Raw genomic sequence first — 12,595 nt, 5'->3', positions numbered from 1 at the left:
GTAGTCTCCATTTGGCGGAGTTGCTGAGGTCGTATTAGCATATTCGTCAGTTGTCGCGACTCACCGCCTCAATGTCCTCCGAAATCTCCTGCCGCAGCTTCGGCCCGCCCGCGAGTCGACGACCCAGAGCCGCGATGAACGCCTCGTATCGCTCGCCGGCCTTGGCGCGAGCGGCCTGAGCGGCGGGTTCGGGCAATGCTGGCGTCGTGGTGAGCCAGAAGCGGACAAAGATGGCTAGCGTCTCGACGGAGATGCCGACGTCGCGCTCGATGCGGGTCATGCGCCGGTCGATCTGGTCGAGGCGCTTGGTGGTCGCCGCCTCCTGACGTTCCGCCGCGTCGGGCGACAGAAAGGACGCGATGCCGGCCTCGGCAACCAATGACATTGAGTGGCCACGCCGGGCCGCATGCGCTGCGAGAGCTTTCATGACGTCGGGCTCGAGGTAGACGGAGAGACGCTGCTTCTTGGGAGATTTCGTCATCGCGGCTCTCCTAAAGCTCGATGCTATCGCCCGGGTCGAGCGAAGCCTGGCGCGCGACCTGCCGCATGTTCTGGTTCATGCGGCTGAGGCGCGCGGCGGCGTCATCGGCATCGTCCAGCGGGTCGATTTCGAACTCATTCTCGATCGGCGCCACCTTAGCTATCGGCTGCACGCGGCTCAGCTCGGGCTGGCGGCGGCGCTCGGAATCCGTTGTGTCCTCCTCATCTGGGTTGGTTCCGGTCGCGGACGCCAGGATCTCTGGCGAAGGTGGCAGCGCGAGCTTGCTCCAGTCATCGGACGAGACCACGTCCGGCTTCGTTATGGTGGGCGGCGGCATCACCCGTTCCTGAAACCGGCGATCTTCGTAATAGCGCGCCTTCTTGGCCCGGATCGGCGGCGTGCCGGCGACCATGACGATTTCGTCGGAGGGTGGAAGCTGCATGATCTCGCCGGGCGTGAGCAACTGCCTGGCGGTTTCCGACCGCGACACCATCATGTGGCCGAGCCAGGGGGACAGCCGATGACCGGCATAGTTCTTCATCGCCCGCATCTCGGTCGCGGTGCCGAGCGCGTCCGACACGCGCTTGGCGGTTCGCTCATCGTTGGTCGCGAAGCTGATGCGGACATGGCAGTTGTCGAGGATCGAATTGTTGGGCCCGTAAGCCTTCTCGATCTGGTTGAGCGACTGGGCGATCAGGAAGCTTTTGAGGCCGTAGCCCGCCATGAACGCGAGCGCGGACTCGAAGAAGTCGAGCCGCCCAAGCGCCGGGAATTCGTCCAGCATGAGGAGCAGCCGGTGCCGGCCGCCCTTCGCCTGCAGGTCCTCGGTGAGACGCCGGCCGATCTGATTGAGGAGCAGGCGGATCAGCGGCTTGGTCCGGTTGATGTCCGAGGGCGGCACCACGAGGTAAAGCGTCGACGGCCGCTTGCCGCCGACGATATCGGCGATGCGCCAATCGCAACGCCGCGTCACCTCGGCGACCACGGGATCGCGGTAGAGGCCAAGGAACGACATGGCGGTCGAGAGCACGCCAGACCGCTCGTTGTCCGATTTGTTCAGCAGCTCTCGCGCGGCGCTTGCGATGACGGGATGCGGACCGGTTTCGCCGAGATGCGCGGTCTTCATCATTGCAGCCAACGTCGACTCGATCGGGCGCTTCGGGTCGGAGAGGAAGGCGGCGACGCCGGCGAGCGTCTTGTCGGCTTCGGCGTAGAGGACATGGAGGATCGCGCCGACCAGCAGCGCGTGACTGGTTTTTTCCCAGTGATTGCGCTTCTCGAGCGAACCTTCCGGATCGACCAGGATGTCGGCGATGTTCTGAACGTCGCGGACCTCCCACTCGCCGCGTCGCACCTCGAGCAGCGGATTGTAGGCGGCGGACTTTGGATTGGTCGGGTCGAACAGCAGCACGCGCCCGTGTCGTGACCGGAAGCCTGCCGTCAACGTCCAGTTCTCGCCCTTGATGTCATGGACGATCGCCGAGCCTGGCCAGGTCAGCAGCGAGGGCACGACGAGCCCCACGCCCTTGCCGGAGCGAGTGGGAGCGAAGCACAGCACATGCTCCGGGCCGTCATGGCGCAGATAATCGCGGTCGAGCTTGCCGAGGACCACGCCGTCGGGACCGAGCAGGCCGGCAGCCTTTACTTCCTCATCCCGGGCCCAGCGTGCCGAACCATAGGTCTCGACGTTCTTCGCTTCACGTGCCCGCCAGACAGACATGCCGATCGCCACCGCGATCGAGATGAAGCCGCCGGACGCCGCGATATAGGCGCCCTCGACGAAGATCGGCGGCGCATAGGCATCGTAAAAGTACCACCACCAGAAGAAGGCCGGCGGATAATAGATCGGCCAGCCGGCCAGCTCGAACCAAGGCGGGCCGAGTTGGGGCTGGAAGCCGAGCCGATAGGCCGTCCACTCTGTCGCCGCCCAGGTCGTGAAGAGCACGATCATGAAGACGGTGAGGATCTGGCCCCAGAGGATTTTGGTCGCCGACATGGCGGGGTCCTTTCTTGATTACGGGCTACAGGCCGAGGCTGCGTTTGCGGCCAAAACTCCAGTCGACCCCGCCATCGCCGCGGGCGACGCCGGAGACTTGCTGGCCAAGGTGCTTTTCGAGAGAGGGCGACCAGGGCACGAGTTGGAAGCCGAGGCCGTCGTCGATCATTGCGAAGCGGCCCGACGCGAGGGCGATGCGCTGCCGATAGGCGCCGGCGACATATTCCCCGGACCCCGCCTTTGCGAACGGGCGCCCGGTCTCGGCCGCGAGCTTCGCCCCGAGCGCATCGACCTCGCGCTGGCGCAACGTGTCGATGAGGTTGCGGGAGAAGATGACGCTGCGGCCATGGCGCTCAGCCAGGCGCTGCTCGATCAGATGTTCGGCGCGCCGGTCCATCGCGTCGCGCACCTCGGCGCCGAATCCGCCACCGCCAAGCGCCATGGGCTCGCGGGCTATCGCCTGCCGATCGAGCCAGGTCGCGCCGGTCGCGGTGACCTGGGCAGAGATGTCGAGATCCGAGCGGACGGCAAGCGCGACACGCCGCTGCCCCCGCGCGTCATCGAACTTGCGCAGTTCGACGATAGAACCCGGCGCGCTGTCTCCGGCGGCCTCGATGTCGGGCAGTTTGATGTGGTGGGTGCGGCCGTCGATCCCGTCGACCACAGCATAGGCCGTGCCCTTGAGTTCGTCGTCGAGACCTCGCGTCACCAGCCGGCCGACGATGGGATCGTTCAGGCTTTCGCCGGCGAGCACATAGCTTGCCGCGCCGCGTTCGATGCCGCGGTCGGTCAGCCCGCGGTGCATGCGCTTGATGATATCGCCGCGTTCGCCGAGCTCGCGCAGCGTTGCCTCCGCCTTTTCGGAGATCGTCCATTGACCGGGACCGATCTCGTCGGCGAGCCCGAGCCGTTCGAGCTTGCGCAGCCGCCCGACCTTCAGGGCATGGAATTCATCGGGCTGCCGGTCCGGATGCGGCGCGAGATCGACGATGCCGGTCCGGTAAGCGTCGCGCGCGAGCTGACGATCAAGATTGGTCCAGCGCTCGGACTCGACTTGGCGCTCGATGGTGCGACGGATGTCCAGATCGGTGCGCGGTCCCAGCTCCTGCGTAATGAGATCGCGCGCTCGGTCACGCATGCCTTCCTTGATGTAGTCGCGCGAGATCACGAGGTTCTCCCCGTCGTCGCGGACGCCGCGCATGATCACATGCACATGCGGATGCTCCGTGTTCCAGTGATCGACTGCGACCCAGTCGAGCCTCGTGCCGAGGTCCTTCTCCATCTGCCCGACCAGTTCACGGGTGAAGCCCTTGAGGTCCGCCATCTCAACCGCATCGTCGGGCGACACGATGAAGCGGAAATGGTGGCGGTCATCCTCGCACCGTTCCGCGAACGCCTTGGGATCGGCGTCATCCCCGCCGGGACCGAACAGCCGGGCCTTCTCTCCGTCCCGGGTCACGCCTTCGCGGCGGAGATAATTGAGATGGGTGCCGAGCGGCGCGTTGCGTCCGCCCTGGCGCACGACGCGGGCCTTGACGACGGCGCCCGGCGAGCGGGCGGTCAGCAGCCGATTGGCCTGCACCGCCGCGCGCTGGCCGCGGCCGAAGCGCGAGCGGTTGCCGGGCCCGATCCTTCCTTGCCGCGATACCGCGCCGCCGGCCTTCTGCGCGGCGGCGAGCGCCTGCGCGATGAACGGTCTGGCCTGCTGTGCGCGCGTCGAACGGATCCGACCTGGCCGGATACGGAAATCGTCCTCAGCGCTCATGGGCGTGGCCCCGCACATCGCGCAAAGCCGAGGAAATTGTTGGGAAAGCGCCGCGCGGGCAGGCTGCGCAGATCAGGCGCACATCGCGTAAACGCGCCATAACCTCTTGAAAAACCACAACCGCACAAGGCCGCACATCGCGGCCCTTTATCCTGCCATCGTGCGGTTGTGGTGACTGCTCTTCCCGCTTCTGACGCCAATTCCACGCCAGAACCCGACAATGCCGCAGGGAGTGCGAAGCCCATCATCGGGGCCCCCCACTATCGGCACGCGCCACGAACAGGCCATTCCATTGCGGTGCAGGCGGCGTTGGATCGCGCACCGACTCCGGCGCGGGTGGTGCAGTCGGATCGCTGTCGGTCCGCTGCCGATCGACACGCGGCCTGCTATCAACCTGCACGATGAACAACGGCGCGCGGGTCCAGGCAAGCGGATCGGCGGTCGCCACCGTCACAGGAGCAGCAAGATCGCCGCCGCCGACGATCGGTGCGAGAGAGGCGACATAGGCCCGCGTTTCGGCCGGCAACGCGCGACCGGTGGAGCGATATTCCTCGTAGCGCCCTGGACCGGCATTATAGGCCGCAAGAAAGCCAGGCGAACCGTAGCGATCGTGCATCTCGCGCAGATACGCAGCGCCGGCCATGATGTTGTCGCGTGGGTCGTATGGATCGCCGCCGAGACCATGTCGGGTGCGCAAATCGCCCCACGTCGCTGGCATGATCTGCATCAGCCCTATCGCGCCCTTGGGTGAGATCGCGCGCACATCACCACGGCTTTCGACGCGCATGACGGCCCGAATCCACGCTTCCGGAATGTCGAACCGGCGCGCGGCGTCAGCGATATGACCGGCATAGGGATCACGAGGTGTTGCGCGCTCCACCGACGCGTCTTGTGCGGCGGCCGGGACGATCGACGACAGGCCGGTGAACAGGCCGGAAAGGAGAAGGAAGACTGTGTGCCGGACGGTGGGAAACCGTCCGACGACAGCGCGATGGCGTCGGGCCGGCATCGCTCAGTCCCGCTCGCCGCGCTTGGGGGGACGGTTCCAGTGCAGGCCCCACGCCGATTTATCGTCGGCCGACTGAAACAGGTTAGCGCGGATCGGCTGCGGAAAGCACGGATCATCAAGCTGCAGCGCGACGTACTCTCCGGCCTTCTCGCCGGTGCGCTTCCAACCCGCGCCGAGTTCGGCTCGGGCTTCGTTGTTCATACTGTCGAAGACGTGCACGCGGAAATCCGGCGCATTCTCGGCATCGGACGGCTCGGCCGGAATGATGATGATGTCCTGGTGCAGCAGGAGTGTTTCCAAGTGGCCGATGAAGCCGCCATCGTCGCGGGTAAACTGACCGATCAGGGACATGATTGCCTCCGTGAATCTGCGGTGAGGTTGGGATTGGGCACGCCGTCACCGCGTCGGCGCGCGCCAGACGAAGCGGCCATCGCCGTCCTCGTCGGTGTAGAGAGGGATGGCCCGGCCGATCACGGCGGAGGTCGGCAGCGGGCCGAAGTAGCGGCCGTCGAGGCTGTCGCGGACCTGCCAGTTCATCAGGAACAACTCGCCCTCGGCGACGAGGCGGCAGCCCTGCCAGAAGGGCAGCGGATTGCCGCGACGATCCCGATCAAGTGCATCGCCCATCGGCACAGCGTCGACGGTGATAGTGAGGCCGGTCCTGCAAACCCGCTGCCCTGGAAGCGCTACGACACGTTTCACCAGCGGCACGCCGCGGGGCAGATAGCCGCCCTCGGCGAGGAAGCTCGCGAGCGGCTCGGGCGCATTCACGGCGACCAGATCGGTGACGTCCGGGGACTGGTCGGCTTCGATGGCGTAGAGCCCGATCGGCGTGCTGGCCGACGCGTTCCAGATCAGCTTCGGTGCGAAGGATACGAAGGACAGGATGCCGAGCAACGACACTGCGGCGGTGGTCGTGATGGCGTAGCCGAGCCGGGTCATGCGCCCATCCTCCGCGCCAGGAGGAAGGCGCGGTGGCGCTGCATCGTGTAGCCGCGCGGCGTCTCGCCGACGGCCAGGCGGTTGTGAACGTGTCGCCAGTAATCCGACGAGACATCGACGGGATCGATGCCGATCGCTTCGATCGCGTCGATCAGCTGGAGCATGCGCTCCACCTTCGGCCAGCCATCGACGCGCAGCAGGACGTCGCCGCCAGGCTTCACGGTCGGGATCGTCTGGCAGGGTTCGTCGGCACCGACCGCGCGCAGAATGTCGAGGCGGGAGAGCACGGTGCCATGCTCGTTCGCGGCCCAGCGCACCAGCGCGAAGGTCGTACCGGGAGGGAAGAAGAGAATGCGGCGGCGACGGTCGAGGACCTGTTCGCGCACCTCGCGGCCGAAGCGGATCCAGTGCTCGATCAGCTTCTCGATCCAGACGAGTTCGACCTGGGTGAGATATTCCGGCGGCGCGTGAAGAGCGCGGCCGGCGCGCGCGGATGCGGCGGCAAGGCCGGTCATCAGTCGTCTCCTTGGGATGGTGGGAATTCACGCTCGAACAGCGCGCGCAGCATGTCTGCGACCGTCTGACCGCGCTGGAAGGCCGCGATCTTGATCCGCCCGCGCATGTCGGCGGTCACGTCGATGGTCAGCCTGGCCGAGAAGTCGTCGGCGAGTTGCGGGCGCTGCGTCTGGCGATCGGTCGCTTTGATCCAGCTCTCCGGATCGCCAGGCCGGGATGCGAAGCCGCGCTTGGGGGATCGTTCGCTCATGCGCCGAGCCTCGCCACCTCGGCCGCGAACGCGGCGATCTCGCGCGCGCCCGGACAATCCTCGTCATGCTCGGCAGCGATCCGCCCGGTCTGCACGACATCGGCGAAGACGATGCGCTGGCCGATTGTCGTCGCGAGTAATGGCGGATCATGATCCGCGAGTGTCTCTGCGGTTTCGCGCGCCAACACAGTGCGCGCCGCGCAGCGGTTCAGCACGAAGCGAGCGGCAAGCTGCGGGCGGTAGATGCGCGCTTCGCCGAGTAGCGCCAGCATCTCGGCCGAGGCCCAGCCATCGAGCGGCGACGGCTGCACCGGGATCAGCACGAGATCGGCGGCGAGCAGCGCCGAGCGCATCAGGCTGGCGACGCGTGGCGGTCCGTCGATGACGACATGGTCGGCGTCACGCGCCAGCTCCGGCGCTTCGCGATGCAGGGTGTCGCGCGCCAGGCCGACGACGCCGAACAGCCGCTGCAATCCCTCCCGGCTGCGTTGCTGCGACCAGTCCAGCGCTGACCCTTGTGGATCGGCGTCGATCAGCGTGACGCGCTGCCCATGCCGAGCCCATTCACCGGCGAGATGCAGCGCCAGCGTCGTCTTGCCGACGCCGCCCTTCTGGTTGAGGAGCGCTACGATCATAACGGGCTCCCGGCGATCGGGGCCTCGTCCACACGGCGCGAAAAAGCAGGTTCCGTTAGAAAGATTCCGAAGGAATCTAGGTTAGGTAAGTTACGGGGCGCGCAAGAGACTGATTCAGCGCGATGAATCGGCGATTCCGGTCCCCGATAGCACGAGAGTCCGGTCCCCGATGGCACGACAGTGCCGGTCCCTGATAGCACGAGATGATTCACAGCTTATCCCCAGGGCGAGTTGACGAGCGGCGACGGCGGCGCGGGATGCCGAGCGCGTCGGGATCGGTTGGTACGAAGGACAGGATTTCGGGACCGCCGACGCATTGCTCGATGGTCAGGCGATAGCCCGGCAGCGGCTGGCGGCGGACGATGTCGCGCAGATCGTAGGCGAAGTGTTTGAGTGGCGAGAGACTGCCGGACTTGGCGTGGAGGTGGGGAAAGTCGAAGCTCCAGCCGAACTCTTGGCGACCGCCGTGCTTGCGCACCAGGCGATAGAGCCAGCGCTCCAGCCCGCCGGTGAGATCGAAGTATTTGCGGTCGATCGTCAGCACGAGCGCGTCGTCGAGGACCGCGCCGTAGAACCAGTCGGGGACGATCAGCTCGAGGCCGAGCGGGCGGCCCCGATGATCGGCGCGCTCCTTCCATTCGTTGATCCAGGAGAAGCGGTGCATCCGCCGCTCAGTCGGCTGGCGGATCGAGGTCGCGACGGTGGTCGATTGCAGCCGGTCGAGTGCGGCCTTCAGGCGGTCGTAGTCGCGAAGCGACACGCCGCGGCCGATGAAGTTCAGGATTTCATAGGGGGTGGTGGCCATCAGGCGCGACGGACGCAGGCCGACATCGCGTGCTTCGACGATCTGGGAGGCAGCCCAGATGAGGACATCGGCGTCCCAGATCGTGGCCATACCGTGTTCGGGCACGGCTTCGACACGGATCTTCACCGAGCCCGCATTGAAGTCGATCGGCGCCAGGCGTTTCGACTTGGCGAGCGAGAAGAACGGATAGGCCATGAGGTCCTGCGCGTCGCGGGGTGCGAGATCGCCGGGCAGCGCCCGGAACAGATCCAGCTGCGCGCGCTCCTCGCGATGGTGGGGGTGGGACGACATGGCCAGCCGTCTCAGCGCGGAAAGCGGCCGCCGGCGGTGGCGGACGAGGCGGTCTGGCGTTTGGCCGGCAGCACGGTGCCGCCGCGCGGGTCGGAGGTCGAGGTGACGAGACCGCGATCCGCCCAGGCCTGGAGGTCATCGACGGAATAGACCACGCGGCCGCCGAGCTTGCGGTAGATCGGACCGGTCCCGTAGGTCCGATGCTTCTCAAGGGTGCGTTCGGAAAGGCCGAGGAATCGCGCCGCCTCCTGCGTTCTCAGGTAGCGTGGCGGTAAATTGGCGGCTCTTTCGGCCATGATCGCACCTCCGTGGTCTCGCGGGCGGCCGCTTCGAATAAGCGGCGGGTTGCGAGCACGGTGGCGCGAAGACGGTGCCCCAGACGATGTCGAAGTAAGATGCTAAAATCGACACGCGAGCGGGTATCAGCGATCCCGGCGTGGGCGGCGCAGCAATGTCCGATAGCCGCCGCGAACCAGCTTCATGCCGTCGCGGGCGAGACGGATGGTGATCTCCCGGATCGGGTCGCCGACCCAGGATGCTGCGTCAATCTTGTGCTGGGGGAAGAGATGCTCGGCGACGGTGCGGTAGATGGCGCCGCTCTCGCGCGCGTCGATGGCGCGCAGCATCTGGCGGGCGCGCTGACGTCTTTGCGACGTCAGGCGTGGATCGGGCGGCACGCGCTTGCCGAACATAGCGTGCCAGAGGCGTTCGACCGCGGTCAGTCGGTCGGGCGTCAGCTCATCGAATATGATGAACGCGCCGACGGGGCGGGCATCATCGACGTTGAACAGGGCCACGTCGTGGGGCTCGCCGAGCAGTACGAGCCGGATCAGACCAGGATCATGCTCGATGGTGGCGTGGGCGTGCAGATCCTCAACGCTGAGGCGGAGATCTCCCGCCGGGTTCGCTCCGACGGTGAACGGGAGTGTCGCGGGATCGGTTTGCGGGGTCCAGAAGATCGGCTGGATGAGCGCCGAGTTGCGAGGGTCGGCGACGAAATCGCAAGCCCCATTGATCGGCGAACTCGCCCGCGACATCCTCGGTCAACCGCCCGACCGCTGCCAGTTCCTGATAGGATTTTCTGTATACAGGGTTACGACGCAGGAACTCCCAGGCGAGATCGCCGGGGGTCAACTTGTCGATATAGTCATAGGCGGCTTCGGACCGCCAGCTTTCATCCTCGGACATTCTCCACTGCCTCCGCGCAAGGTTGTGCAACGCGAGTTTTGCAGTGGATACGATTCCGGGTTGAACGGAGCGCGGGAAGAACGAAGTGGCCGCAACGTGATGCGGTTTACGCATCACCTCAGTGCAGACGGCCCTGGAGAAGCTGGCAAAAGCCGCTCTTCGTCATCCATTTCGCGCGATCGAGATGGCTGGTGTAGATGCGCTGAGCGCGCTCCGGTTCGGCCTTGGCATCGAGGCCGAAGAGGACTTCGACGACTTCACGCCAGTCGGCTTTTTCAGCGTCGGCATCCAGCAGCCGGACGTACAGCTTCAGATGCGCCTCGTCATAGGCGGTCAATGCCGCCCCCGACGGCGGCTGATCGAGAAAATCGTCTTTGGTCACAACATCCCCCGATCGCGAGATGTATCCAAACTGGAGGATATTGTTAACCGTGATTTGATCGGAATGAGGACGCAAGGCCTTGACGCGGGAAGAGGGGGCAACGCCGCGACCTGTCGAACGTCAGGTTTCCTTCTTCGCATCAACGAGCAGCACTCCCTTGCCCTGATCGGAGTTCAGGAAGACGATGCCGGCGCGTTCGAAAGCCCGTCTCACCTCATCGCGCGTGCTCTCGAAGACCTCGAGTCCACTGGGGGATTCGAGGCGCTTGAGCGCGGTCAATGAGACCCGGGCCTTGTCAGCGAGCGTCTCCTGTGTCCAACCCAGCAACGCGCGTGCGGCCCGAAATTGTCGGGCGGTGATCATACATGATCACCTCCCACACGGACCTACGCGTACGCCAAGACTACGACTATAATAGTCGTTCTTGGCAGTGCATTCCAGTCGGAAGTACATAGTTGGCCTCTGTCAGACCGCAAAAGTCGGCAACTGATTCGGTCGTCTCAAAGCCGAAGGCCCCGGCCTTCCGGCCGGGGCCTCGCGCGGCGCCTCAGTCGCCCCGGCGCCCGTTGGGACGGGACCAGATGAGCGAGAGGGTCTCGCCTTCCTCCTCGTCGAAGAGGTTAGCGTAGATCGGGGCGTTGAAGCTGGGATCGTCGAGCTTCAGGCCCAGATAGGCGCGCCCTTCGTTGGAGGTCTTGGACCAGGCGGCGCCGATCTCGGCGCGGCCCACGAAGACGCGGTGGCTCGGGGCGTTCTCACCCGTAGCGCGGGCCTCGGGGACGATGCGGACATTCTTGGTCTGGACGCTGAGGGTGACGATTTCGCCGGTGAACTCGTTGTTGCCGGTCTTCTTGAAGGTGCCGATGGTCGCCATGGTAGTTCTCCTTGAACTCTGTTCCGAGTCCGCACCATTGCGGCCTCGATGGCGATCGAGAGGCCGGAGGCGATTGACGGCGCACCCCGCAGGGGCCTGACAGCAAAGGAGGAGCTTTCTTGCTTCGCGAGGAATGACGGCGCAGCCGGCAGGGGAAGAAAGTTTCGACGCCGCTGTTGCGGCATAGGCGATCGAGGCGCAGCCGACCTTCGGCCAGATCAGCCCATTGAAGAGGCCGTTTTGGAGCGGTCGACATGACAGAGACGCATCACAGGAGAACTTGGCGACCATACCGACCGATGGACCGTAGCGACGTCTGACACCGCGGGCCAAACCAGCTCCGCCAGACGCTACGTTCCGCCGATTCCTGCCCGTCGCCCACGAGATCGCCCCCTCCCGGCACTCGCACCGTCTGCGCGCTGTCACGGCATTGCCACCGGCGCCGTCACCGATGGCATGGCGCGTCAGTTGGGTTAACCGTCGATCCGGTCAGCGCGATTGCAAACGAGCCTGGCGACGAGGAAGGCGCGACCGCTAAGACATCACTTGACCATCCCGCCGCCGCCGGCACCGATGTCAGGTTCGCACGATGGCCTGCCCAGTTGGCCCGGGCGTGGCCATGGCCGTCACCCGGATCAGCGCCGTGACGCCAACGGCGATTGCGCCGATAACTGAGAAGATGAGCTGCCAGGTGTCGGAGGGCATGGTGTGTTTCACGATGCCATGCGTCGCGTGGTAGCCGGCAAGCGCCGCGGGCGCGACGAAGGCGAGTGCGATCGCGAGCCGTATCCAGAGCGGTCGGATGAAGGCGAGCAGGAACTGCCCCAGGCCGAGTGTGAGTGCGGCAGCGACAAGGCCGACGAGGATTGCGCCGAGCCAGCCGGCGCCGGTCTGATAGGCCCATGTCCCGACGCTGACGCCGGCAAAGAACGGCAGCGCGAAGACAGCCAGCGTGAACAGCAACCAGCAGAGAATGCCAATCGCCGCGATGCTGGAGAGGATGCCGATGAAGATCATGGTGGTGTTCTCCGTGAGATAAAGGTCTGACGGTTGCGCCTCCACCACCACCACGGCGCGTTGATAGTATAGGCGAAGAGAAGGCAGGGCGGGAGCGGAAATCCCGTAGGACTTCCGCTTGCGGCTCTGTCGCCTTGCCCGCGGTCAGCGGGCGAAGGGATCGATCTCGTGAACGATCGCGGCGAGTTCGCCGTCATATTCGCCGGCGGGCATGACGCCCATGGTGCCGTCGCCGGCCTGGAAGATGACGATGGAGACCATGAGGGTGGTGGCGAGGCTGAAGGCGAAGGCGTGAGCTTGATTGAGGGACATGTGACCGGCTCCTGTCTTGGAGGCGGGAGACCATCTCCCGCGCGACAGTCGCCCGATGTGGACTTGCCCTTATTTAGTGGAGAGGTTCTGTCACTAATTTACGGTTTATCATCTCGAACTTGATCGGTGATT

18 protein-coding genes are annotated in these 12,595 nt (G+C 65.5%); all 18 read right to left on the bottom strand.

All coding sequences use genetic code 11. The annotated features are described in order from the left end of the window. Positions 1 to 46: 46 nt before the first annotated feature. The 18 genes from FIB18_RS21430 to FIB18_RS25035 all read right to left on the bottom strand — a co-directional run bounded on the left by FIB18_RS21430 (position 47) and on the right by FIB18_RS25035 (position 12,463). Positions 47 to 481: a CopG family transcriptional regulator gene (locus tag FIB18_RS21430; protein WP_140022647.1), complete on the bottom strand. Its 435-nt coding sequence runs from the start codon at positions 479 to 481 to the stop codon at positions 47 to 49. A 10-nt stretch (positions 482 to 491) separates the two neighbouring features. Beyond that, the gene (locus FIB18_RS21425) at positions 492 to 2,477 is read right to left on the bottom strand and encodes a conjugal transfer protein TraG (protein ID WP_140022646.1); all 1,986 of its coding nucleotides are present in this window, start codon (positions 2,475 to 2,477) and stop codon (positions 492 to 494) included. Positions 2,478 to 2,502: 25 nt separating this feature from the next. Further along, entirely contained in the window at positions 2,503 to 4,242 is a 1,740-nt protein-coding gene (locus tag FIB18_RS21420) for a relaxase/mobilization nuclease domain-containing protein (protein WP_140022645.1), read from the bottom strand. Between the two features lie 244 nt (positions 4,243 to 4,486). Continuing rightward, entirely contained in the window at positions 4,487 to 5,251 is a 765-nt protein-coding gene (locus FIB18_RS21415; protein WP_140022644.1) for a lytic transglycosylase domain-containing protein, read from the bottom strand. Between the two features lie 3 nt (positions 5,252 to 5,254). Further along, positions 5,255 to 5,602: a DUF736 domain-containing protein gene (locus tag FIB18_RS21410; protein WP_140022643.1), complete on the bottom strand. Its 348-nt coding sequence runs from the start codon at positions 5,600 to 5,602 to the stop codon at positions 5,255 to 5,257. A gap of 45 nt (positions 5,603 to 5,647) precedes the next feature. Next, positions 5,648 to 6,193 (bottom strand): S26 family signal peptidase, encoded by a 546-nt coding sequence (locus tag FIB18_RS21405; RefSeq protein ID WP_140022642.1) that lies wholly within the window; start codon positions 6,191 to 6,193, stop codon positions 5,648 to 5,650. Then, positions 6,190 to 6,708, bottom strand: coding sequence for a DUF2840 domain-containing protein (locus tag FIB18_RS21400; RefSeq protein WP_140022641.1), 519 nt, complete (start codon positions 6,706 to 6,708; stop codon positions 6,190 to 6,192). Before FIB18_RS21400 ends, FIB18_RS21405 begins: the two co-directional genes overlap by 4 nt. Next, positions 6,708 to 6,959 carry a hypothetical protein gene (locus FIB18_RS21395; RefSeq protein WP_137859490.1) on the bottom strand — a complete coding sequence of 84 codons (252 nt, stop codon included), beginning with the start codon at positions 6,957 to 6,959 and terminating at the stop codon, positions 6,708 to 6,710. Before FIB18_RS21395 ends, FIB18_RS21400 begins: the two co-directional genes overlap by 1 nt. Next, complete coding sequence (parA, locus tag FIB18_RS21390; RefSeq protein ID WP_140022640.1) at positions 6,956 to 7,594, bottom strand: ParA family partition ATPase; 639 nt, start codon at positions 7,592 to 7,594, stop codon at positions 6,956 to 6,958. The genes FIB18_RS21395 and parA overlap by 4 nt, the downstream gene beginning before the upstream one ends. Positions 7,595 to 7,802: 208 nt before the next feature. After that, positions 7,803 to 8,690 carry a replication initiator protein A gene (locus FIB18_RS21385; RefSeq protein ID WP_140022639.1) on the bottom strand — a complete coding sequence of 296 codons (888 nt, stop codon included), beginning with the start codon at positions 8,688 to 8,690 and terminating at the stop codon, positions 7,803 to 7,805. 11 nt (positions 8,691 to 8,701) lie between these two features. Next, positions 8,702 to 8,986 (bottom strand): helix-turn-helix transcriptional regulator, encoded by a 285-nt coding sequence (locus FIB18_RS21380; RefSeq protein WP_140022638.1) that lies wholly within the window; start codon positions 8,984 to 8,986, stop codon positions 8,702 to 8,704. 126 nt (positions 8,987 to 9,112) lie between these two features. Then, the gene (locus FIB18_RS21375) at positions 9,113 to 9,559 is read right to left on the bottom strand and encodes a DUF2285 domain-containing protein (protein ID WP_235894942.1); all 447 of its coding nucleotides are present in this window, start codon (positions 9,557 to 9,559) and stop codon (positions 9,113 to 9,115) included. 4 nt (positions 9,560 to 9,563) lie between these two features. Beyond that, the gene (locus FIB18_RS25240; protein WP_235894938.1) at positions 9,564 to 9,878 is read right to left on the bottom strand and encodes a transcriptional regulator domain-containing protein; all 315 of its coding nucleotides are present in this window, start codon (positions 9,876 to 9,878) and stop codon (positions 9,564 to 9,566) included. A 118-nt stretch (positions 9,879 to 9,996) separates the two neighbouring features. Next, a complete protein-coding gene (locus FIB18_RS21370) occupies positions 9,997 to 10,260 on the bottom strand; it encodes a DNA -binding domain-containing protein (RefSeq protein ID WP_099555756.1) in 264 nt (87 codons plus the stop codon). A 120-nt stretch (positions 10,261 to 10,380) separates the two neighbouring features. Then, complete coding sequence (locus FIB18_RS21365; protein ID WP_099555757.1) at positions 10,381 to 10,623, bottom strand: helix-turn-helix domain-containing protein; 243 nt, start codon at positions 10,621 to 10,623, stop codon at positions 10,381 to 10,383. 184 nt (positions 10,624 to 10,807) lie between these two features. Further along, a complete protein-coding gene (locus FIB18_RS21360; RefSeq protein WP_140022636.1) occupies positions 10,808 to 11,134 on the bottom strand; it encodes a DUF736 domain-containing protein in 327 nt (108 codons plus the stop codon). 576 nt (positions 11,135 to 11,710) lie between these two features. Then, positions 11,711 to 12,151 (bottom strand): DUF4175 domain-containing protein, encoded by a 441-nt coding sequence (locus FIB18_RS21350; protein ID WP_140022635.1) that lies wholly within the window; start codon positions 12,149 to 12,151, stop codon positions 11,711 to 11,713. Positions 12,152 to 12,295: 144 nt separating this feature from the next. Beyond that, positions 12,296 to 12,463, bottom strand: a complete 168-nt coding sequence (locus FIB18_RS25035; protein ID WP_168436638.1) for a hypothetical protein — start codon at positions 12,461 to 12,463, stop codon at positions 12,296 to 12,298. Positions 12,464 to 12,595 lie beyond the last annotated feature (132 nt).

Origin of the sequence: Brucella pecoris (assembly GCF_006376675.1) — a bacterium.
Lineage (GTDB): Bacteria > Pseudomonadota > Alphaproteobacteria > Rhizobiales > Rhizobiaceae > Brucella > Brucella pecoris.
Note: the sequence above shows the minus strand (reverse complement) of the source record. Positions and strands in the feature narration are given on the sequence as shown.